We start from the raw sequence: 22,278 nt of genomic DNA, 5'->3' as shown, positions 1-22,278 counted from the left end.
TTTTATACATTTATAGTGAAGCTGTTTTATGACTACTCAATCGTTATTTGAATTAGAGCAAACTCAAGATTTTATTCGCCGTCATATCGGCCCAGATGAAGCGCAAACGCAGGCAATGTTAAACGACATTGGTGCCGAGTCTGTTGATGCCTTAATTAATGAAATTGTGCCAAGCGATATCCGCTTAGCTGACCTGCCTAACATTGAGCCAAGTAAAACAGAAGTTAGTGCGTTAACTGATTTAAAAGCGGTTGCAAGCCTAAATAAAGTTAACACCAGCTATATTGGTTTAGGTTATTACGGCACCTTAACACCAAACGTTATTTTACGTAACGTGTTGGAAAATCCAGGTTGGTACACCGCTTATACGCCATATCAGCCGGAAATTGCTCAAGGTCGTTTAGAAGCATTATTAAACTTCCAGCAAATGTGTTTAGATTTAACTGGGCTAGATTTAGCCTCTGCGTCGTTACTTGATGAAGGTACGGCTGCTGCTGAGGCAATGGCGTTAGCAAAACGTGTATCGAAAAATAAAAAATCAAATGCGTTTTTTATCTCAACAGATGTTTACCCGCAAACGATTGATGTAGTTAAACAACGTGCCGCCATGTTTGGTTTTGATATCATCCTTGGTGAAACAGACGATGTGGTAAATCACGATGTATTCGGTGCCTTATTACAATACCCTAGTGCGACCGGTGAAGTACGTGATATTTCAGAATTAATTGCCAAAGTACATGACAATAAAGGTATTGTTGCAGTAGCTGCTGATATTATGAGCCTAGTTTTATTAAAAGCGCCAGGTGAATTAGGTGCTGACGCGGTCATTGGTTCTACTCAGCGTTTTGGTGTACCTATGGGCTACGGTGGTCCTCACGCGGCATTTTTCACCACTTCAGATAAATATAAGCGTTCATTGCCAGGCCGTATTATCGGGGTATCAAAAGATACCCGTGGTAACAACGCATTACGTATGGCGATGCAAACGCGTGAACAGCATATTCGCCGTGAAAAAGCCAATTCTAATATTTGTACTGCACAGGTATTGTTAGCGAATATGGCGTCGTTCTACGCTGTTTATCACGGTCCACAAGGCTTAAAAACTATCGCGACACGTATTCACCGTTTTGCTGATATTTTAGCGCATGCGGCGAACACTAAAGGGTTAACACCGTTACATGGCAGCTATTTCGATACCTTAACCTTTAATTTATCTGAAGAGCGTAAAGCTGAAATTGTTGCTCGTGCATTAGCTAAAGGCGTTAACTTCCGCACAGACGTAGCGAACCAAATCAGCATTTCAATCGATGAAACCACTACTCGTGATGATCTGTTCGCATTATTTGATATTTTATTCGGTGAAGATCACGGCTTAGATATTGAATTATTAGACGCTGAAGTACGCGTATTAGAATACCCGTCAATTCCTGAGTCTTTAGTACGTGAATCAGAGTTTTTAACTCATCCGGTCTTTAACTCATACCATAGCGAAACAGAAATGCTTCGTTATATCAAAAAGTTAGAAAACAAAGATTTAGCGCTTAACCATTCAATGATTTCATTAGGTTCTTGTACCATGAAATTAAATGCCACTGCGCAGATGATCCCAGTTTCATGGCCTGAATTTGCTAACATGCATCCGTTTGCACCGCTTGATCAAGCGCAGGGCTATAAGCAAATGATCGACGAACTAGGTAAATGGTTAGTTGAGCTTACTGGCTACGATAATATTTCAATGCAACCTAACTCAGGTGCACAAGGTGAATATGCCGGTCTTATCGCGATTCATAAATACCATGAAAGCCGCGGGGAAGGGCACAGAAATATCTGTTTGATCCCGTCATCAGCACACGGTACTAACCCAGCGTCTGCGCAAATGGTTGGCATGAAAGTAGTGGTAGTTGCCTGTGATAAAGAAGGTAACGTTGATATGGACGATTTACGCGCGAAAGCAAGTGAAATGGCCGACAACTTATCTTGTATCATGATCACCTATCCATCAACACACGGTGTATATGAAACTACTATTGCTGAAATTTGTAACATCGTTCATCAGCATGGCGGTCAAGTGTACTTAGATGGCGCAAACATGAACGCGCAAGTGGGCTTAACCTCACCAGGGCACATTGGTGCTGACGTTTCTCACCTTAACTTACACAAAACCTTTGCTATTCCACACGGTGGTGGTGGTCCAGGTATGGGGCCAATTGGCGTTAAATCACATTTAGCACCATTTTTACCAGACCACGCATTAGTAACGGTGAATGAAGCAACTAAAGGTAACGGCGCAGTATCAGCCGCTCCATACGGTAGTGCGGGTATTTTATGTATCTCTTACCTTTACATAGCGTTATTAGGTAGAAAAGGGGTCACTGATGCCACTAAATACGCGATCACTAACGCTAACTACTTAGCGAAGAAATTAAGCCAACATTACCCAATTTTATATACCGGTAAAAATGGCCGTGTTGCTCATGAATGTATTATTGATTTACGCCCAATCAAGGCGGAATCAGGTATTACCGAAGTAGATATGGCAAAACGCTTAATGGATTATGGTTTCCACGCACCAACCATGTCATTCCCGGTAGCGGGTACTTTCATGATTGAACCAACTGAGTCTGAGTCTAAAGCAGAACTGGATCGCTTTATTGAAGCTATGGTTTGTATTCGTGACGAAGTACGTAAAGTGGAATCTGGTGAGTGGACGGCAGAAGATAACCCATTACACAATGCACCGCATACCTTGGCGGATGTTACAGGTGAATGGAACCGTGGTTACTCAATTGCTGAGGCGGTATTCCCAGTGCCAGCGGCGGCAGCGAACAAGTTCTGGCCAACAGTTAACCGTATTGACGATGTCTACGGCGACCGTAATCTGATCTGTTCATGCCCGGCAACGGATACTTATAAAGACTAGTTAACTAGTTGATATGGAATAATAAAAAGCGAGCTTAGGCTCGCTTTTTTTGTGGTTTATATAGATATGTGTTTAGAATTATTATTTAGAAAGCTTATGTCTAAGTGAAGGTAACGCAAAATAGATTCAGGGTTAAGCAATTATAACTTAGATATTTTTAGCAATTAATTCTGCTTTTAATAGCCCGCCTTTTGTCAGTAGTTTGGCTGAAAATTTAGGGTTCCGCCTTGCTTTGTATGCATCATAAATTTGCTTTAAACCTTTTGCCTCAAGTAAGGAAATATTAATCTCAGTATCCATTTCAGCGCTTTCAATAAAGTCATCAGAAAAACTAGGAGCGACTATCAAGACCTGAGCTACACGTTTACCTTGATTTTCACATCTATTCACGTACGCTTTGACTTGTCTAGAAGTTGAAGAATATTTTGCAAAGTCTCCATTTTTACAGGTTTTTGCTTCACCAATGATAACATCATCTTCACTCAATGAGATGATTATGTCGGCTTTGTCTTTTGAAGTGTTAATGCTTTTTCTTAAGTCTTCATCAACGAACAAATTCAAGCTTTCAAAGATTTCTTTAGTGATTTCTTCAAACTTAACACCTAAGTCTGCCTCTGCTATTTCTATACCAGCTGCTTTCAGTGAGGCTAAATCACGACAGGCTACTTCTGAATAATTTTCAATAAGTTTATCGTTGGCGTTCGCAAAAGACTCTAAAATAAGTTGTCTTGGGTTTCCTCGCTTAGACAATGACATTTTATCGCGAACTACTTTAATTTGCTCATTGCTTAGTAAATATAAAATATCAATAGGTGTAATACTTAACGCTCTAAGTTTATCTGTATCAATTTCTTCTCGATCTTCAATTTCGAATTCATTACGTAACAGTTTTTCAAGTTTGGGAAAATGTATCTGTAATGTCGCATACATTTCTTTGAAGCCTGCAGCACTTAGAAGCTCAAACTCTTCATTAGCTGATTGATTTAGAGTCTTAATAATCACATCAATTCTGTCATCTACCGTTGTTCCTATCTTTTCAACGTTTAACTCTAATTCTGAAATCAAAGTCTTAAGTCGCTCTTTGCGTTGATTTTGTGTATCGGAAATAGCAAATAGATCGCGACTTAAGATATTCCGTATTGATAGCCTAGAATGAATAATCGTATGAATTTTCTCTGTGCGTTCCACACCTCTAATCTTTTTACCATAATGTTTTAAAATATTTGATAACTCAGCGTCACTTAAGCTGCGTAGTATTCTTAATGTATGTTTGTCGGCAAGTTCTTTACCTTGAATGTCGTTTAATATGGCTATTATTTCGTCAGCGATCATAACTTCTGAGCGTTTACGATTAATAAAAAGAACTCCCATTTCTCTTAAAACGTTTAGAGCATCTAAAACATTATTTTGTGGAACAGGATCTATTAAATGCTCTATGGCTGATGCTTCATCCATTGATATATTTAGCCTATCTGCCAATGTATTAAGAATGGTTCTTTCATCATCTGTAATTTTAGATTCTCGATTACTTTTTTCATCATTAGTAAATGATACGGAAACACAATCTTTATAGATGCTAAGCAAATTACCTTTAGCAAATTCATCCTCAATACTACTATCAATTTCATTCTGAATTTCTTTGGAAGATAATTTAAGAGCCTTCCATTCTTTATCGTATAACGCCTCTATCCACGAGGTTCTGGCAATTGAATTTCCATCTCTAGTTAAGATATTAACTAATAGGCCTATTTGAGCACTAGACATAGCAAGCTGTTCTTGCATAGCAGTTTTGTAGTAAGAAGAAACTAAAGAAAAAAGTGAAGTTATTTCACTTCCCGATGCATTTTTAATTTGCCCATCAATTTTTTCGACAGACTTAGCTAGTTGTTTATCAGTTGGAGTAGCGGTTAAACATAGCTTATCTAGACAGGAAATAAATTTTGATTTTTCTACTTGATTTAGGCTTGAAAGAACTTGGCTGAGTTTCATTCGTCTCTACTCCTTTAGATTATACGGGATAATTGATTCTAAAAAAGCAATAGAATCAACAACTATCCTGTTATAGATTGCTTCTTTATGCAACTATTTATTTTTATTATGAAATTTAATAGAATCAGATTAAAATTATATACTTCGAATATTTGTTTTTCATTTTAGTTTAATTGTCGCCGCGGCGACTGCGCCCAAAGGGAGACTGCCTCCGGCCTCCCTTTGGAAACCCTCGGAGCTGCTGAAAAATGTATTTCTTCATTCATCATCAATATTCGAGCTAACGTTCAGATAGCACATCCATGTGCTACTTCACTTTGCTGGCGTCCTGCCAGTAATAGCTGATATTGATTCTTCATTCAGCATTTTTCAAAGCAGAATTTATGCTCTGTTCTAGTTCTTTTGTTTTTCATCGTTCGGTTCTTTGCATTAGGTTTGTTTGAAAGTGAGTGGGGCGATTGATGCCATTTCCCATGTCAGCGGTTTGATAATTAACTAGCAAGGGTAGGCCTCGACCCGAGACATGGATGTCGAGGGCTGCCGTTGTTCAAGGACGATAAATCGGCAGGTATCGAGGCTTACGCTAGTTGATTATCAAAGTATTCCGCTGTTTGGGCGCCACGGGGAGTCCAGAGGGGCATTTGGCGTGTAACGCCCCTCTGGGTGCTGCGGCCACCGCCGCAATATGGCTAGGCAAGAACACTGATCTTCCCCTAATTCACTAGACACCTGTTAATTAGCTAGTGAATTGCCCATATAAACGACAATGAAAATATTATTGCCTTGTTTAATGTTTCTTGGCTCATTGGTTTCATTGACTCCTCTATAGCGACTGGAAATGGTTTGAACATTATCAGCGAGAAGGTCGCCAAAATAGCAGCAAATGCAGGTTGATATAAAATAACAAAAAGCGAGCTAAGGCTCGCTTTTTTGGTTTCATATTCAAGGTCATCTAACACCTAATTTCCTTGTCTGCTTTTGCTAAGCTGGTTGTTGCATTCTGAACATTTTTACTAGTACATAGGCTAGAACGTTAAGGTTGCCGCGCCATTTTTAATGCGCTCCATAATGACGCTTGCCCCTTGAATTTGTACACCGTCAATTAGGCTAGTTTGATCATAACCTCGTGCGGTAGTGCAGGGAGGGCAAGCCCAAATGTCTCCGCCTCTTTCAATAAAAGCATCTAACAGGCTTTTGGCACTTTCCATTGGGTGAACATGGGTGTGGTCTAGGCCATTTTTTCTTACTAAGTCAATGGCACTGCTGGTTAAAAATAAGCCCACCGTTTTTCCTGATGTTAATGCGCCATTGGCAATGGTTAGGCCTACAGATGATACTTCGTCGTAGATGCCTTTGGTCATCACAATAATTAAGTCATTAGTTTCGTTGTTCATCACTTTGCTCCTGATATTTAACTAAGTTTTAAGACCAAGCTTGCTTGGTTAAGGTAAGCATATGAGGAGAGGGCAAATAGATGTAGGGTAAAATTTGTAGTAACTCACTACAAATTTTGAAGTAAATTTAGCAGGCCTTAAACGGTTGTGGATTATTTGTTGTAAATGAACTTATGCCTAACCATTTACTGAGAGACTTAGTATAGACAGAATGGCCGACAACTTTTATCAAATCTTTGTTTAGCGCCTGGTGAATGCCAAGCTCGCCGTACCAAATTTTAGTTAATGTTTTGCTGGTGGCGGTAATATAAACGTCAACATCAAAGCCTAAGTTTTGTGAGCATTCAGTCGCGGTATCGCCACGGACATAAATATAATGTTTAGTGTCAGGTTCAATATCGGTTAATTGTATTTGAATGACGGTATCACCCGATGGCAGTTCGTCTGTGTTTATTGCTCCGGTGATATCTCTTAGCAGACTTGGTGTTGCATTTTGTTTGTCTGTCATCCCTTCATTGGCGTAACGCATTCCCCAACGGCCTAGCTCATTAAGTACCGGTGCTAATGCTTTGCCTGCGGGGGTTAAATGATATTCAAAATGGCCGCCAGTAGTACAGGGTTTTCTAAATATGATGCCTTTTGCTTCCAGTAAGCGCAGTCGCGTGCGTAGTAACGAAGGGGATAAATTAGGAATATACTTTTGAATTTCAGAATACCTTGTTGACCCAAAGAAGAGTTCGCGCACAATTTGCAACGTCCACTTTTCACAAAGAATAGAGGTTGCTACTGAAATAGGGCACGCTTCGTCATAATCAAACATAGGTAAGTCCTTATCGTGTTTGCTGTTCAATAGTCTTATTTATATAACGTATTATAGGTAATGCTCAACTTTGTCAAAGCACGAGTTGTCATATCATTGGGAGCAGAATGAATCATTTTGACTGTGGTTTATCGCGATGGCGACTGCACAGCTCATTTAAGCGTATTGAAAAAAGGAAAATATGCTTGAATTTAAAGAAGGGGCCGACCGATTAGCATACATTAGTATTAATCCACCTGCGGGGAATTGCTCTCATTATAGTGCTTGATATATCTGCATTGCGCTCCAACCAATCAGTAGTGCAAAGGCGTAGCTTAATAAGGTGCCGAGCATCATATATTCGGTTAATATCATGTCTTTGTTTTTGGTCAGATCGCCGAATCTAAAGATGGTTTTAGTCGCCACTAAAAACCCGATAGCGCTAAATTGCCCGATAAAGACAAAAGAGATTGCCAGACAACGTTCAATATAACCTATCCAGGCGCCAGCCGAGTTTAAGCCAAAATTATTGGTGGTATTTGTAGTTTGCAGAGGATTGCTGGCATTGATAGTGACGGTAATTTTGTCTTTTGACGTTTCTGTTATTTCTACCGTCGAGTTTTGCCCAATGTCATTGCTGTGTTTGGCTAAGCTGTCGGTATGTTTTTTCAGTGCTATGCTAATGATAATCGATGCTGGTCGGCATACTAATAGGTAAGCCATGGCAATGATGATGTTTTTCACTGTTGCGATATTGGTTAAAAATAGCGTGATTTCATTTAGGGTAAAACCTGATAAAAGCGTCCAGACACCGACAATGATCAGCAAGTGGATTATTTGATCGACTAAGAAGTATGCGAGGTTAGCCTTTTGATACGACTTCCAACAATCTGTTAGTAAGTGGCTGATGGCTATTACCCCAAGGGCTAAGGTTGCTTGATAAATCGTAGAGTCCACAAGGATAAAAACTATGCTATTGAGTACGGTATGTACTAATACGTGTTTCCACAAGCCGATGGATTTAATGTGATGCTTACTGCGACATTGGATCCATGGTAGCGGCTGCAGGTAAAAATCTCCGATGAAGTGGGCCGTGAGTAGCAGTAAAAGTAATTCCATTATTATTCACCTAGGTTATTGGTCACTTTATGATTGATGATTTCAATGTAGTCTCGTACTAAAAATGCACCGATGTTGGCAAGTCGGTTACTGATATTTTGCCGTGTGGTGCCGATAAGTTCGGCAATTTTTTTATGCTCTGCGTAGTGACTTTCTATGTACTGGTATAGCAGTTCGGCTTGTGATTTTGTGAGTCGGTTGAGCAGATGATTTAAAAAATCGGTTAATAGCTTTAGCTCTTCGTTATCATTTGCTGATGCTAACTTGATTGAAATATCACCACGCTGCGTTTTAGTCAGACCTCTTCCTGAATCAATAAATACCGGGCCGGATGATGTATTAGGTTTGTCGGCCAGAATACTATGATCACCATAGGCAAGCGATAAAGTGCATTGAATAGGTTTGGTTGTTGCTTTAGATAAGTGTAACGCAAGCTTAATAAGTAAGCTGCATTCTAGGGCATGTGCAGGTCTAGGAAACTGTATCTGAAACTCATCACCGCGATAAATTTCCCCTATGGCTTGATACTTTTGGTGTGCCTGATCTAATAAGTGCTTCAGGGTAGCGATGACTTCGGCATACGCTTTGTCAGACATCTTAGTCGAGTTTACTATATCTCCGGTTAATACTGCGATCATAATTGTTCACTTTTTGCCCTTTACTATAGGCAACTATATTCAATTGCTTATTCAAATGCAACTATATTTAGTTGCCTGTGGTAAGGCAATTGAATTTAGTTGCATTTGTGGTAGTTAGGACACTAGATTGTTGTACAGCGACTTTTTATGTGAGCTTTTTCGTTGTTAAGTGATTTTTTAGCCTTTGGCTAATACATGAGCTCTCCCGTATTAGCCAAATTGTTGAATGGATGATTAATCCATTTTATTGCTGATAGATGATCTCGCCATCAAATACCGTCATAAGCACTTGAGTTTGGTTTATGGTGTGCTCGTCAATAGCAAATAAGTTGCGATCTAACACAATGAGATCTGCCAGTTTACCGGCTTCGATAGTGCCAACTTTTTGCTCTTGTCGCATCACATAAGCGCTATTGATGGTATAAGCTTGAATTGCTTTAGTAAGAGTTAACTCTTGAGGCGCACGGGTAACCGCGTTTTGCAAACCAATAAAAGGATTAAGAGAGCTGACATTCCAGTCACTGCTTAACGTTACACGAGCACCAGCAGCATCTAATGATTTAATCGGTACGGCATTATCTGCTCGAATTGCTCCAATTAATTCATCATTTTCATGCCAATTTTCTGGGTTGGTAAAGTTGCCAGCAACTTGAGCATCGGCAGTAACATTTAATTTGGCAAATCTTGAAATATCAGCACTATCTACGATCTCAACATGAGTGAGGCGATGACGACCTTGAGAAGAACCGGCATTTTCTACGGCATTAAGCGCTTCTCTGATCCCGCGATCACCAATGGCATGCATATGAAAATCAAAACCAACAGGCTCTAACGCAGTTAAGTATTTTTCGATACGTTGTTGGGAGAAGTAATTTAAGCCTTTGTTTTCAGGTATCCCAAGTAAGTCGATATCGTAGGCAGCCAACATCGCTGATGTGGCATTAATAATAATGCCATCGGAGTAGAGTTTAATTTGATTAAATTTTAGTAAACTGTCGGCGTCGTTAGTATATAACGCTTTTAAATCTTCAATTTGTTGTTCATCATCAGCTTGTGGATAAGCCCATAAGCCAACAGATACTCGGGCGGTAAGCGCATCTTGTGCTTGCGCTTTCAGCCAGGTTTTATGATCATCTCGCTGCCAGAAACTGCGGGCGTCACTAATGGATGTAATGCCATGTTTGGCTAATTCAGGCAAAGTATAATTAACCAGTCCATCATAATCGTTTTGTAAGCTTTCGCTGGTTGGTGCCATAGCTATATCCATCACTATATTACCGGCATTATCTATTAAGATACCATTTAGCGCTCCGGTTGCTTCATCTTTTAAAATTCTGCCGCCAGTGGGATGTGGAGTATTTTTATCTATGCCTGCCATTGCTAATGCAACGGAATTTACCCACATGGAATGAGAAGTTTGTTCCATAATGATCACTGGACGATCCGGCACTGCTTCATCGAGGATTGCTAAGGGCGAACGGGCAGATTCTAGCAATGTAAAAATAGAATGGCCATAGCCAATTAACCAATCTGCATCTGGGTTTTCAAAGGCTGCCTTACTGATGATGTCAATATAGTTTTCGGGGTTGGTTTCGTCAAAGTCGATAGAAAAATGGGTGTTCTCTGAGGCGGATTCAATTGGGTGCATGTGAACATCATGAAATCCCGGCATCATCATTTTTCCTGCTAAATCGATAACAGAAGTTGAGCTATTAATATATGGCGTTACGTCGCTATTACTGCCAACAAAGATGATTTCATTACCTTTAATTGCAATTGATTCTGCCCATTCTTGCTGGGGATTAACCGTATAAATTTTTCCATTGTTAAACACTAGGGTAGCTATATCCGTTTGATTGGTGTTGTCAGGCGTTTGCGTTGTTGCCGGTTCTGTGGCGCGATTGGCGGAACTGCCACAGCCGAACACAGATATCATCAGCAACAATGATATGATTGCTAGTGCTTGTTTGATATGTTTTGTCATTTTTGATACTCCACAACGTACGTTAGGTTGTTGGTATACTAATCTATTCAAGGTAACCAAAAGGTAACAAGGTCACATTATGTCTATGTTAACCTTAGGACAGTATGCTGTGTTCACAACTGTTTACTATATAAGAAGTGAAGGTGTGACTGGCGAAATGTTATGTTAGGAGGTAGGCGTGCTGGCGTTACTGGTGGAAGATCAGGCCGATCTTGCGGAGCTGATTATCGATTACTTAGAATCACTCGCGATAGCATGTGATTACGCCTTTGATGGCGTTAATGCACTATCACTTATTGAAAATAACCGCTACGACGTCATCATTCTCGATGTCAGTATGCCACGACTCAATGGTTTTAGCGTTTGCCAAAAACTAAGGGCTTCTGGCAATAATACTCCGGTTATTTTTCTCACCGCGCGTGATCAACTGGTCGATAAATTAAGTGGTTTTTCTTCAGGTGCAGATGATTACTTAACTAAACCTTTTGAGTTAGAAGAACTGGTTGTTCGAATTCAGGTATTGGCAAAACGCATTGTGCCGCAAAGACCTGTGCAATTATTTGAATTGAACAATTTGGTGATAAATTATACAGAACATAGCGTGCGTCGAGCCGGACGATTAATTGAACTCTCCCCAACGCAATGGCAGTTATTAATTTTACTGGCTGAGCATAGCCCTAATATTGTGACTCGCTCGACTATCGAAAAGACTATTTGGCCGGAGCAAGAGCCCAGTAAAGATATGGTAAAAATGCTGGTGTTTCGGTTACGAAGTTTAATTGATAGCCAGGACGAAAGTACCTTGGTACATACCGTACGTGGAGCAGGTATCGCACTGCGTGAAGCCATTTAGTCAACGACAAGAAATTTTTATGAGCATTAGTCAACCAACAACAACGCTGCATCGTTATTTAAATCAGCGCTATTTCATGATTCTATTTGGGCTGGTGATCCTATTTGTCTTGCTGGTGTTATTTAGTCGTTATCAAGCTATGGATGATACCACAAACTATTATATGCACTATGAAGCTGAGGTGTTAAGTGATCATTATCAATTGTCTGAACCAATAGTAGAATATGATTTAGGGGTGAAAGAGTACTACTGGGGCATTGAAAATTTGCCGCAGCACTATCGAGATTTGCTTGAAATTGACCAAGGCAAAAGCCTTGCATTAAACGAAACCTATGGTCTTCAATATCAAGGTAAGTTTGTTTATCTCTTACCTTATTACCATCAAGCCAAGGGGAAAGTGTTTTTTGTCGTTCATATCTTTGATATGGAAAACGATGCCTTGTTTTATCAGAACTGGCATCAGCTCTTTATACTCTCTGTCTTTATTTTGTTCGTGGGAGTTGTCTGCTATAGCGTGCATATTAATAAAAACATAACTAAGCAAATGCAAGTGTTTCACCATTGGATCACCGAGGTTGCGACAAGCAAACTGAGCGATATTAAGCCGCAGGCTGTGCCCGAACGTTTAACATTTGAAGAGTTAACGGCGAGCGCAAAAAATTTGCAAAATAGTTTACTGGCGCAACGTCAGTTACAGTTTGAGCAGCAAAAATTGATTGATAGAGAAAAGCAATTTCTCAGTAGTTTAAGTCACGAACTTAGCACGCCGATAGCGATTATGTCTGCCGGGCTAACGGTACTAACTGGCAGTAAAGATATTAATGCCAAGGATAGCAAGACACTTAATAAATTGAAAAAAGCTATTCAACAAATGAAACAATTGCGTCAGGTATTGCTATTGTTGTGGCGGGCGGAGCAGGCCAACAAACAAGACGAACCTTTGCAAAAGATAGAAAAGCGACTGTTTTTTTTAGATGAGCTAATCGAACATTTGATCGTACGCTGTCAATCACAGTTTCAACAACAGGAGTTGGCGTTTATCGTGGATAAAAAGCATCAGGTAAAATTGTTTGCTCCTTATGAGTTGCTCGATATGATGCTGGACAATTTATTGCGTAATGCCTGCCAGTATAGTTCTAATAACCGGGTAATCATTACTTTAAATACACAGTCGTTAGTTGTTGAAAATGAATTGGACGTAACGCGAGAATATCATTTGTCTCAAGAGCCAACTGAGGCAGCAAATTATGGCTATGGTGTTGGGCTAGTGTTAGTTGAAAAAATAGCGCAGTATTTAGGTTGTCAGGTCAAGCTAACAACAAGTGCGCATCTATTTAAAGCCGAAGTGTTCTTTAATAGCTTAATTGACGACATTATGCCGACTGAGCCCGAAGAGATCGCTTAATGAATTCACAACAGGTATTAGCTAGCCTAGTTTTCACGGTAACCCAACTCAACTTGTGATATCGCTTTAACAATGTTGTCTGTAAATAGGGGGAAGTCTGCTTTTTGATCAGTAAGAAAGGTTAGCTATCGTTTAGGTTAATGTTTCAGTTAGTTATTGCCTGTAGGTTTCATATGGCGTTAAAACGCCACCTATTATGTTTTAGTTTTACTTAATTGGAGAGTCTGGCTAGATGATATGACACTAGAGCATGACTAATTGTAGTCATGTGTTACAGCGATACTGAAAAGCTTTCAATGCAGGGAGTTAAGAGTTTACATGGGGTTTAATATTAGTTTATTTGTCATCGTCGCTATTATGCTTGCGTGGATTTTTTACGAGCGAAATAAGCGATGAATTGAATTAATCAAAGTATTTAAATTTCCTTATCTTTAGCACCGATGGGGAAGTACTAACGACACCTGAGCCGACAATTGGACGTCAATGTTCAATTGTCTGAGTCATACTGTAGGGGATTAACTAACTGAATGAAGGCTTTGCGATACACAGTAGCGTTTTATGTCTGTGAGTCATGGAATGAGCAAAGCCTTGTCAGAAGTTGGATAGAAACGTTGGTAATCTGACGGTTATTACAGCTAATTATCTTGCTCCAGAATCACTACTCTTCTGATGGTGATCATTTTTTTCGGTACGGTTGGGTAGCCTAATTTATCGCTGTAACCGACCTCAACTTGTGACATCGCTTCAATAATATCGTAACCTTCAATCACTTCGCCAAATACCGCATAGCCCCAAGAGTTTCCAGGGTCTAAGTTGCTATTATCATTAAGGTTAATAAAAAATTGACTGGTGGCCGAATGAGCATTGCTCAGCTGTTTGGCCATGGCAATGGTGCCTTCTTTGTTTTTTAAGCCATTACCGGACTCATTGAAAATGGGTTTGTCGGGCTGAATTTCAGTGTAGTCGGTCATAAAGCCGCCACCTTGAATAAGGTAGCCTTCTTCAACCCGGTGGATCAGGGTGTTATCGTACTGTCCGCGGGCAACATAGCTTAAAAAGTTATCAACCGTTATTTTGGCTCTAAAGCGATCGAGCTGAATAATGACATTGCCCATCGAAGTTTCCATGCGCACTTTAGGAGATAAATTATCGGGTTGAATGTATTGCCCTTTAGCATCTGCCGCTAACAATTGACACGACGTTAATACACTCATAACAATTAATAAAACTCTAATCACATCAATACCTTTTATCTGAATGCAATAATTAGCGTATTATTTTAACAGCATAGCCACTTTTTAGTCACGGTCAGTTCAAATTATTCTGTTAAGCGCCTAGCTTTAATAACATAACGCAGAGCGCCGCCAGCTGCGACGGCATTAAATGGGTAGCAGGTGATCAGTACTAAACCGTTGTCAGCCTGTTCAAGATTCAGTTGCTGGTGTTCAGAGTCAATGATCTCTAATGACTCGACTTGATATAGCTGGCTGTGTCCGGTGTCATCGCTCAGTGAAATTATGTCTTTCATTTGTACCTCAGATAAAAGTGAAAAATGGCTGTCTCTGTGGCCTGCAACCACAAAGGGCAGGTGACTGCGGGTTTGATTAAACGGTGCTATTGCCCCTGCTGAAAACGCTAAAGTGCTGGCGTCGCCACCATTGAGTACAACAATCTGTTGTTGCAGGCGGGTAAAGTTAAGCAGGGCGATAGCATGGGTATCAGCCCATGGCCAAGGCTTCAATTTTTCTCCGGTTTGCTCAAAATGATGCCAGCTGCGTTGTATCAGTTTTTCAGCTAACCAGGCTTTTGTTGGCAACCAACTGGCGTGCAGGCAAAAGCAGGTGCCAAGTAGCAGTAAAATAACGCTGAGCCAAGCGCGAAATTTACCCGTCATTGTCACTTGCTCTAGCACGAAATATTAAGGCTGCGATTATCAGTAATATCAGGCCGAATAATAATTGTGGCTGCCAGCCAAGTGCTGTTTGCGGCATATTGAGCTTGAGTGCGGGAGTTGTGTTGTTTTTCGCCAGCAGTGGCGGACTGAATGGCTGATTTTCCAATGCGATAAAGCTAGTGTAGGGCGAGATGATTTGATGGGCAATTGACGTCGCAATGACTTGTGTTTTTATTGTTTCGGGATCTGAGGCTGTCACTAAGCTGTCGAGTAATTCTTCAATTTTCCTCCGTGCCCATAGTGTGGAAATGGCGACAGCATTTTGGTTATCGTTGATTATTAATTGCTTATGCCAGAGAGCCGTTGTGGTATCTCCCTGCACTTGAAGGTGATTAATTGGCAGTGATGACTTTATCGCGACCTGCAACGCTTGTCCGTTATATAGATCCGGCAGCTGTTTTGGGTATATTTCTACTCCCTGATGTATTTGCTTATTTAATATCAGTTCGATGTTGCTGAGTACTGGCTCACTGATTTTATTCATTAATGCCGATACGTTGTTTTGTACCTGATTTAATTGCTGAATAAAGACATAGCTACCGCGACCAAACTGGGCAGCTTTTTTCATAAAGTAACCATTGGGGGCGCGACCGATGCCAACGGTAAATAACCTCGCATTGCCAATTGCCGTTTGTAATAGCTGCATCAATTCAAATTCATTCGATACTGCGCCGTCGGTGATAAATATCAACTGACGAATTGCTGATGCGTGCTGATCCGATGTTTTGCCCATCATTAACGCGTTATTTAATGGTCGATACATTTCGGTGCCACCTTCGGCGCGAAGCTGGTCAATAAAATGTTGTGCACGGGCCATGGTGCGCTCAGAGACCATTTCACTGTGATGAAACAGTTGTTCTGTTTCACTGTTAAAGGCAATAATATTAAAGCTGTCTTGTGGGGTAAGTAGTGATAACGCCTGTTGTAAGCTCGCTTTAGCCTGATTAATCGAGCCACCCTGCATAGAGCCTGAAGTGTCGATAATAAAGATCAAATCTCGTGGCAAAGGTTGAGCGCTTTGATGCGTAGGTGGTAAAAAAGTTAGCAGGGTATAGTAGTCACCCGCAATTTGCTCGCTAAAGCTGGTGACTTGCGGCTGTTCATCCGCATTGAGCTGCCATTGTAATTGAAACTGTCGATCGGCCTTCACTTGTGGTTTGTCTAAGCTAATTTGATAATGAGAGAAGTGGTTATTTAATGCTTGGCTGTTAATTCTATGACTGTTACTGACAATATGAGTAATGGCAACACCTGCATTTAGCTCGACCTGGATACTGGCCTGACTGGTGGTGAGTGAACTGTCAGTGATATTGAAAAATTCACTCGCTGTTTCTGCAGGAGACAGCGCAGCGTCTTTAGCTTGATAGCGACTGGTCATCGCCAATGGTAAAGCAAGGTTAAATTTTCCGTCCTGATATGACACCGTACTGATTAGTTTTAACGTTACTTCTACTTTGGTTTGTGGTGGAATATTGGCAATTTTGTTGGTAAATAGATTTGGTCTTTGCTGCTCAACCAAACTTGCTTTTTGACCACTTTGTTTTGCCTTGATGTAGGCACGTTTTGCCTGTTGCTTTTCCATGATTTTTCCTTCAATCACTCGCTTACCAATTTTTACCTTAAGGTAATTGACTGCGGCATTTTCCGGTAAAGGAAACTGATATTTGCCTTCAAGCGTTACTTGATGCGGATTAATAAATACCTGTTTGATCTCGGTATAAACCATCAGACCATTGATCTCGATATCAGCTTGTAGATCTAGCGGTAGTGCCGATCTCAAACTAGCGTCTGGATGGTCAAATAACAGCTGAGGGCCACTGATAAGTGGATTTTCGTGAACATGGGAAGCTGACTCGCCAGTTGCAGCCTGAACGAGTGATGCCGCCAGTATTAATATAGCAAGAGTTAATAGTAACAATGACCCTTTGAGCCAGCGCTTACGTTGTTGTTTGCGGCGCTGGCGATAGAAGTAGCTGCTTTGATAGTCGATAACCAGTTGTTTATTTTTTGCCTTAATCATGAAAATGCCCTGCATTAACGGGAATAGGGTAATTTCAGCAAAAGACTGAGGACAGAGGCGGGCTAAATCATGGCAATGTTAGGATCAAATATGGCAAAACTGTGGCAAGCGATTTATTAAGGTCAGGTTGATAGCGATTACGGAATTAATCTCATTGAGCGTTAAGTTTTTATCGGTGATAGTTTTAACAATATTTTCCTGGCGATCAGGGGCCTATTAATGAAAATTATCAAAACATGTTAAAAATAAGGGTTTTTTAATTGGATCACTTTTCGTTGGTCTAATGCTAATTTAGCTAGGTTGTCGCCAAAGTAAGCGTTAAATAAATGGTCAAAATCGCCGTTAGCGAGCAACTTTTGAAAACCATTTTCGATTAATTGTGCCAAGCGTACATTTTCTTTACTGACAAAAAAATAGTATGCCGCATCATATTTGAGTAACAAACTCGTTTCGATAGCTAAGTTTTCCTTTTCATACCAGTGCACCTCTTTTGCTATTTCAAGCACTGAACGAGGAAAATAATCCGCTAACCCCTGATTAATCGCTCTAGGAATATGGGTAAAAGCAATTTGTCCTTCTACTGGTAAAGCATTAAATTTCAGAACCTTATAATCTGGCCAATCATAGCGTTGTATTGCGGTTAATTTGGCCAAGTCGTTGAGGTTAGCTATTTGCGAAAAGAGCTTTTGCTTGTTTGGGGAGATGGCTAAAACGCGCCAGCCAATCATCCCTTTATAGATAGGGATTTTTATTGCGCGTAATTCTGCTTCTCTTGTTGTTGTCGACATTGACCAGTTTAGATTAATGCTTCTGTTGTGCTTTAATTCATGTAATGCACGGCTTTGCGGTAGCGAACCGTTGAAATAGTTAACGGTTATTGGCAGCTTTTGCACTTTCAGTATTTTTTCCAGTAAAGCTTCGACAAATACATTGCGCTTGCTAAAGCCCTTTGGCGGACCAGGGATAATTAATTCTGTCGGTATTGCAGTGCTTGAAGGCTTGATACCATGATCGTATGACCATACGCTGTGAGTATTCAGTAAACTGAATAGCGGGAGTAGTGTTAAAAAGTATGTCTTAATGTGGACACTAAACGTCATAAATATACTTGTATAAGCCCTGACAATATTGAAGGATTATATGTAATAAAAGTCCTATGTTAGCCTGCTTATATCACAAAGATTAAAAGTGCGCGGTAGAGACGCTACTATCAATTATATATGAGTTTTAATTTATCGCGTATTAACTATTAATTGTTGTAGGAGAGCCAATGACACGCAGCTGGCATCAATATGATCTAAGGAAACATTATTGAGTGACTCGCTAGTATTTTTTCTACTCTTGGCTGTTGATTTAGATTTTTGTTACTAAACTGAGAACAACTAACTAAACAAAAACTCATTTAGGAGCCATAGATGGATGAATTTATGCGGGCAGCGATTGATGAAGCGAGAAAGGGAGCAAAAGAAGGAGGGATCCCGATTGGTTCTGTACTGGTTCACAACGGAAAAATTATTGGCCGAGGTCATAATAAAAGGGTGCAGACTGGAAGCCCCACATTACATGGTGAAATGGACGCGTTGGAAAATGCCGGTCGTCAGCCTGCGAGTGTTTATCAACAAAGCGTGATTTATACCACTTTATCTCCTTGCTCCATGTGCAGTGGAGCGATATTACTCTATGGTATTCCTAAAGTTGTAATTGGCGAGAATCAAAGCTTTCTCGGAGAAGAAGCACTGCTTAAATCACGAGGGGTTGAGATTGAAATGATTGATTCGGATGAATGTAAGCAACTGATGAGTGATTTTATGGCTGCAAGCCCTGAACTATGGAACGAAGATATCGGCGAATGAGACTTTACGCCTTATTAGTTATTTGTTGCTTTTCAACAGGCGCTTTGGCAAAGGAAATTGTCAAGGTGGGGATCTATGACTTTCCACCTTATGCATTTGTTGCTAATAAAATTACTGGCATTAGTGTGCAAATGCTGGCTGAAATGAATAAGTTTCAGGATAAGTACCAATTTGTTGCCGTACCTACCACTGCCAGACGTCGTTATCGTGATTTTGATAATCACAAATACGATATGTTAATTTTTGAGAGCAAAAACTGGGGGTGGCAACAATATCCTGTCAATGTTTCTAAACCGTTTGTCACTGGTTTTGAAGTTTATGTCACGCAAAATCAACCAGGCAGAGGGCAAGAATATTTTTCAGATTTAACGAGCAAGGCGATCATTGGTGTCTTAGGTTATCACTATCAATTTGCTAACTTCAGTACCGATCAGCAACATTTGGCAAGTCACTTTAATCTCATCCAGACTAGCAGTCAGGAAAAAAGTTTAAAACTCTTACTAAAAGGTCGCGGCGATATTGCGGTATTGACTAAGGAATACTTAAATTACCACTTTTTAATCTCACCAGAAGATAGAGCAAAACTGCTGATATCGGATAAATTTGACCAAATCTACCAGCACACCATTTTAGTGCGTCAACACCATAAACTCTCGGTGAAGTATATCAATGAGTTGCTCGAACAAATGAATCAACAAGGGGTGTTAATGCCGCTGTGGCAGCAATATGGCCTCGAACTTAAGTAAGCCCAGTTTTGGTTAATTAAAAGTTTTTCAGCTAATTTTTATCTTTTGATTGTTGTTTCACTTCTTTAAATAGCGAGTCCATCAGCGCCATCGGCATCGGAAATAAAATGGTCGAGTTTTTTTCTCCGGCAATTTCGGTCAGGGTTTGTAAGTACCTGAGCATGATGGCATTGGGTTCTGTGGTTAGTTTATTCGCAGCTTCCACCAGTTTTTGTGATGCTTCCATTTCGCCTGAGGCATGTATGACTTTTGCTCGTCTGGTTCGCTCAGCTTCAGCTTGTCTGGCGATGGCGCGGATCATGGTTTCATTTAAATCAATGTGTTTAATTTCAACATTCGATACCTTAATACCCCAGCCATCGGTTCGGGCATCCAGTATTGCTTGAATGTCATTATTAAGCATTTCACGATTAGCCAGCATTTCATCCAGTTCATGCTGACCTAGTACTGATCTTAAGGTGGTTTGAGCTAGTTGTGAGGTGGCTTGTAGAAAATTTTCGACATTAATTATCGCTTTTTGTGCGTCTATCACCCGAAAATAAATCACTGCATTGACTCGCACAGAGACATTATCTCGACTAATAACATCTTGGCTGGGTACATCCATGACCACAGTACGCAAATCTACTCGCACCATTTGCTGAATTACCGGGATGACAATAATCAAGCCGGGCCCCTTTACTTTTTGAAAGCGGCCGAGGAAGAAGATAACACCTCGCTCGTATTCTCTTAGTACTTTGAACATGCTAATAGCAACACCTAAAACGAATAGGGTGATGGCCATAGGTAATAGCATGTTAGTGTTGACGATCGGTTCCATTAGTTGATTCTCCTGTTTGTTTAGCAATAACTTGTAATACTAAACCGTTGATTGCCTGTATTATCACGGTTTGTCCTGGTGCTAACGGTTGCTGACTCTGTGCAGTCCAGCGCTCTCCTTCAAAGGAAACAAACCCTGAAGGATGACAATTATCTATAGCGATAGCTTGACCACCAATTAACGATTCTTGTCCACTGACTACGCGTTTTTTCCTCAACCGCCATAGGTAGCCAAGAATAAAAATGAAAAATAACCCCGAGGTAATAGCCAGTGCGGTAATTAACTCCAGTGATATTTTAAAATAACTTTGATCGGTATCGATCAGGAAAATAGAACCGATAACAAAGGCGATCAGTCCTCCGATACCAAAGATGCCAAAGCTCGGCATCATAGCTTCAATAATAAGTAAACTAATGCCTAGCAACAGCAGACCAAGACCGACAAAATTAAGCGGGAGCATTTGTAATGCGTAAAGGGCAACCAAAAGGGCAATGCCACCGATGACGCCACCAACACCAATGCCTGGGCTATAAAACTCCAGTATCAGGCCATAAATGCCAATCATCAACATAATATAAGCTATGTTAGGGTCGGTTATCGTGGCAATAAACTGGCTGCGCCAATCGGGATTGATCTGTTTAATCTCTCCACCCTTTAATGATAAAGTGATGAGCTGCTCTTTTAATGCAACTTGATAGCCATCTAACTGGTTTAATAATTGCGCAGGCGTATTGGCAATCAAGTTAATCACCTGCATTTCTAAAGCTTCTGTCGCGGTCAGAGTGGCGGCATCTTTGACTGCTTTTTCTGCCCATTCAGCATTACGTTGCCTTAATTGTGCTAGTGAGCGGATATAAGCGATGGAGTCATTTAGTACTTTTTTCTCCATTGCACTGGCCTGGCTATCTTTGTCGTTATTATCTTTCGGGGTGATGCTAGGACCTGACAACATCACAGGCGTGGCGGCGCCCAATGTGGTGGCATTTGCCATGGCGGCAATATGGCAGGCATAGAGCAAATAGGTGCCTGCGCTGGCGGCGCGGGCACCTTCCGGATACACCAGACAGGCAATCGGAATGCTTGAGTTGAGAATACTTTGATTAATGACACGTAAACTGGTACTTAATCCACCGGGAGTATCTAGAGTTAATATAATGAGTGGTGATGAATTTTGTTGGTTAATACGAGTAATTTCCCGAGTCAGGTAATCACTGATTGCTGGACCTATAGCGCCGTTAATTGACAGCACCGGGATCTGCGTGGTCAATGGTTCAGATAACGGTGCATTCTCTTGGCTGGCCTGACTAATAGTAGGCAGCCAACAGCAAAAAATCAGCATCATTAACAGGCAACGCATATCTCACTCCTATAATCTACTGTTAAGTGTAGTTGATAAATCGCTGAGTAAGATTTTACACGTATGAAAGTTAGTGACTAAACGTAGCTCGTGTTTAGTCACTAACGTAAGCATTAACGTAATGGTTTTCGATAATGAGGATCGGTCCAGCATTGGGGCAGTTCTTCGCCGGAAAGAAACGTCAGATCGGCCTTATTAAACTCTTGCGGATCTTGTAACTCTTCACCGGCTTGATAGCGACCAATAACAGTATCTCGGAACAGGTTAGTGAGTTCTCCCATACTGGTTACATCGACAATATCTCCGTTGTGTCGGTTGCGCAGAAACATATTGACCTCGACTTTTAGTGATTGCCAATTCAATTAAAGTTTAGTGCACAATCGTTAATAAATCATTGTAACAACTGTCATAGTCGCACATTCATTCC

At 40.6% G+C, this 22,278-nt stretch carries 19 protein-coding genes; 5 read left to right on the top strand and 14 right to left on the bottom strand.

Translation table 11 applies throughout. The features are described 5' to 3' along the window. Window positions 1-28 precede the first annotated feature (28 nt). Complete coding sequence (gcvP, locus tag QQK06_RS01710) at window positions 29-2,920, top strand: aminomethyl-transferring glycine dehydrogenase (RefSeq protein ID WP_284242837.1); 2,892 nt, start codon at window positions 29-31, stop codon at window positions 2,918-2,920. A gap of 147 nt (window positions 2,921-3,067) precedes the next feature. Here gcvP and QQK06_RS01705 read toward each other — a convergent pair whose 3' ends face one another. The 7 genes from QQK06_RS01705 to QQK06_RS01675 form a co-directional block, all read right to left on the bottom strand. Then, window positions 3,068-4,909, bottom strand: coding sequence for a hypothetical protein (locus QQK06_RS01705; RefSeq protein ID WP_284242836.1), 1,842 nt, complete (start codon window positions 4,907-4,909; stop codon window positions 3,068-3,070). Between the two features lie 740 nt (window positions 4,910-5,649). Further along, window positions 5,650-5,868: a hypothetical protein gene (locus QQK06_RS01700; RefSeq protein ID WP_284242834.1), complete on the bottom strand. Its 219-nt coding sequence runs from the start codon at window positions 5,866-5,868 to the stop codon at window positions 5,650-5,652. Window positions 5,869-5,934: 66 nt separating this feature from the next. Next, window positions 5,935-6,303, bottom strand: a complete 369-nt coding sequence (locus QQK06_RS01695) for a DsrE family protein (protein WP_284242832.1) — start codon at window positions 6,301-6,303, stop codon at window positions 5,935-5,937. A 127-nt stretch (window positions 6,304-6,430) separates the two neighbouring features. Continuing rightward, on the bottom strand, window positions 6,431-7,123 hold the full coding sequence (locus tag QQK06_RS01690; protein ID WP_284242830.1) for a winged helix-turn-helix transcriptional regulator: 693 nt from the start codon (window positions 7,121-7,123) through the stop codon (window positions 6,431-6,433). 255 nt (window positions 7,124-7,378) lie between these two features. Beyond that, window positions 7,379-8,221 carry a DUF3307 domain-containing protein gene (locus QQK06_RS01685; protein ID WP_284242828.1) on the bottom strand — a complete coding sequence of 281 codons (843 nt, stop codon included), beginning with the start codon at window positions 8,219-8,221 and terminating at the stop codon, window positions 7,379-7,381. A gap of 2 nt (window positions 8,222-8,223) precedes the next feature. Then, window positions 8,224-8,859 carry a hypothetical protein gene (locus tag QQK06_RS01680; RefSeq protein ID WP_284242826.1) on the bottom strand — a complete coding sequence of 212 codons (636 nt, stop codon included), beginning with the start codon at window positions 8,857-8,859 and terminating at the stop codon, window positions 8,224-8,226. A 244-nt stretch (window positions 8,860-9,103) separates the two neighbouring features. Beyond that, window positions 9,104-10,843, bottom strand: coding sequence for an amidohydrolase (locus tag QQK06_RS01675; protein WP_284242824.1), 1,740 nt, complete (start codon window positions 10,841-10,843; stop codon window positions 9,104-9,106). 178 nt (window positions 10,844-11,021) lie between these two features. Between QQK06_RS01675 and QQK06_RS01670 the strand changes: the two genes are divergently transcribed. Both QQK06_RS01670 and QQK06_RS01665 read left to right on the top strand, forming a co-directional pair. Then, a complete protein-coding gene (locus tag QQK06_RS01670) occupies window positions 11,022-11,696 on the top strand; it encodes a response regulator transcription factor (RefSeq protein WP_284242822.1) in 675 nt (224 codons plus the stop codon). 19 nt (window positions 11,697-11,715) lie between these two features. Then, window positions 11,716-13,101 carry a sensor histidine kinase gene (locus QQK06_RS01665; RefSeq protein WP_284242821.1) on the top strand — a complete coding sequence of 462 codons (1,386 nt, stop codon included), beginning with the start codon at window positions 11,716-11,718 and terminating at the stop codon, window positions 13,099-13,101. A gap of 635 nt (window positions 13,102-13,736) precedes the next feature. Here QQK06_RS01665 and QQK06_RS01660 read toward each other — a convergent pair. From QQK06_RS01660 to QQK06_RS01645, 4 genes are all read right to left on the bottom strand, one after another. After that, on the bottom strand, window positions 13,737-14,339 hold the full coding sequence (locus QQK06_RS01660; protein ID WP_284242820.1) for a peptidylprolyl isomerase: 603 nt from the start codon (window positions 14,337-14,339) through the stop codon (window positions 13,737-13,739). Window positions 14,340-14,419: 80 nt separating this feature from the next. Beyond that, window positions 14,420-14,995 carry a class GN sortase gene (locus QQK06_RS01655; RefSeq protein ID WP_284242819.1) on the bottom strand — a complete coding sequence of 192 codons (576 nt, stop codon included), beginning with the start codon at window positions 14,993-14,995 and terminating at the stop codon, window positions 14,420-14,422. Continuing rightward, entirely contained in the window at window positions 14,985-17,075 is a 2,091-nt protein-coding gene (locus QQK06_RS01650) for a marine proteobacterial sortase target protein (protein WP_284242818.1), read from the bottom strand. Before QQK06_RS01650 ends, QQK06_RS01655 begins: the two co-directional genes overlap by 11 nt. 239 nt (window positions 17,076-17,314) lie before the next feature. Then, window positions 17,315-18,175: a type 2 periplasmic-binding domain-containing protein gene (locus QQK06_RS01645; protein ID WP_284242816.1), complete on the bottom strand. Its 861-nt coding sequence runs from the start codon at window positions 18,173-18,175 to the stop codon at window positions 17,315-17,317. Between the two features lie 315 nt (window positions 18,176-18,490). Here QQK06_RS01645 and QQK06_RS01640 point away from each other — a divergent pair, with 315 nt between their 5' ends. Then, complete coding sequence (locus tag QQK06_RS01640; RefSeq protein WP_284242814.1) at window positions 18,491-18,928, top strand: nucleoside deaminase; 438 nt, start codon at window positions 18,491-18,493, stop codon at window positions 18,926-18,928. Next, on the top strand, window positions 18,925-19,674 hold the full coding sequence (locus tag QQK06_RS01635; RefSeq protein WP_284242812.1) for a substrate-binding periplasmic protein: 750 nt from the start codon (window positions 18,925-18,927) through the stop codon (window positions 19,672-19,674). Before QQK06_RS01640 ends, QQK06_RS01635 begins: the two co-directional genes overlap by 4 nt. 31 nt (window positions 19,675-19,705) lie before the next feature. On the opposite strand, the gene QQK06_RS01630 is transcribed toward QQK06_RS01635, so the two are convergent. From QQK06_RS01630 to QQK06_RS01620, 3 genes are all read right to left on the bottom strand, one after another. After that, window positions 19,706-20,470: a slipin family protein gene (locus tag QQK06_RS01630; protein WP_431313652.1), complete on the bottom strand. Its 765-nt coding sequence runs from the start codon at window positions 20,468-20,470 to the stop codon at window positions 19,706-19,708. Window position 20,471: 1 nt separating this feature from the next. Continuing rightward, window positions 20,472-21,851: an NfeD family protein gene (locus tag QQK06_RS01625; protein ID WP_284242810.1), complete on the bottom strand. Its 1,380-nt coding sequence runs from the start codon at window positions 21,849-21,851 to the stop codon at window positions 20,472-20,474. A gap of 113 nt (window positions 21,852-21,964) precedes the next feature. Further along, a complete protein-coding gene (locus QQK06_RS01620; RefSeq protein WP_284242808.1) occupies window positions 21,965-22,180 on the bottom strand; it encodes an acetyltransferase in 216 nt (71 codons plus the stop codon). Between the last annotated feature and the right edge of the window lie 98 nt (window positions 22,181-22,278).

It is taken from the genome of Thalassotalea insulae (assembly GCF_030161395.1).
GTDB classification, from domain to species: Bacteria; Pseudomonadota; Gammaproteobacteria; order Enterobacterales; family Alteromonadaceae; genus Thalassotalea_E; species Thalassotalea_E insulae.
This window is presented reverse-complemented; position numbering and strand designations above follow the sequence as displayed.

Excerpts from the sequence above, each read along its gene's own strand:
- QQK06_RS01685 (WP_284242828.1), bottom strand. The coding sequence starts at position 8,221 with ATGGAATTACTTTTACTGCTACTCACGGCCCACTTCATCGGAGATTTT.
- QQK06_RS01695 (WP_284242832.1), bottom strand. The coding sequence starts at position 6,303 with ATGAACAACGAAACTAATGACTTAATTATTGTGATGACCAAAGGCATC.
- QQK06_RS01680 (WP_284242826.1), bottom strand. The coding sequence starts at position 8,859 with ATGATCGCAGTATTAACCGGAGATATAGTAAACTCGACTAAGATGTCT.
- QQK06_RS01630 (WP_431313652.1), bottom strand. The coding sequence starts at position 20,470 with ATGCTATTACCTATGGCCATCACCCTATTCGTTTTAGGTGTTGCTATT.
- QQK06_RS01665 (WP_284242821.1), top strand. The coding sequence starts at position 11,716 with ATGAGCATTAGTCAACCAACAACAACGCTGCATCGTTATTTAAATCAG.
- QQK06_RS01645 (WP_284242816.1), bottom strand. The coding sequence starts at position 18,175 with ATGACGTTTAGTGTCCACATTAAGACATACTTTTTAACACTACTCCCG.
- QQK06_RS01655 (WP_284242819.1), bottom strand. The coding sequence starts at position 14,995 with ATGACGGGTAAATTTCGCGCTTGGCTCAGCGTTATTTTACTGCTACTT.
- QQK06_RS01625 (WP_284242810.1), bottom strand. The coding sequence starts at position 21,851 with ATGCGTTGCCTGTTAATGATGCTGATTTTTTGCTGTTGGCTGCCTACT.
- QQK06_RS01675 (WP_284242824.1), bottom strand. The coding sequence starts at position 10,843 with ATGACAAAACATATCAAACAAGCACTAGCAATCATATCATTGTTGCTG.
- QQK06_RS01620 (WP_284242808.1), bottom strand. The coding sequence starts at position 22,180 with ATGTTTCTGCGCAACCGACACAACGGAGATATTGTCGATGTAACCAGT.
- QQK06_RS01690 (WP_284242830.1), bottom strand. The coding sequence starts at position 7,123 with ATGTTTGATTATGACGAAGCGTGCCCTATTTCAGTAGCAACCTCTATT.
- QQK06_RS01705 (WP_284242836.1), bottom strand. The coding sequence starts at position 4,909 with ATGAAACTCAGCCAAGTTCTTTCAAGCCTAAATCAAGTAGAAAAATCA.
- QQK06_RS01640 (WP_284242814.1), top strand. The coding sequence starts at position 18,491 with ATGGATGAATTTATGCGGGCAGCGATTGATGAAGCGAGAAAGGGAGCA.
- QQK06_RS01635 (WP_284242812.1), top strand. The coding sequence starts at position 18,925 with ATGAGACTTTACGCCTTATTAGTTATTTGTTGCTTTTCAACAGGCGCT.
- QQK06_RS01650 (WP_284242818.1), bottom strand. The coding sequence starts at position 17,075 with ATGATTAAGGCAAAAAATAAACAACTGGTTATCGACTATCAAAGCAGC.
- gcvP (WP_284242837.1), top strand. The coding sequence starts at position 29 with ATGACTACTCAATCGTTATTTGAATTAGAGCAAACTCAAGATTTTATT.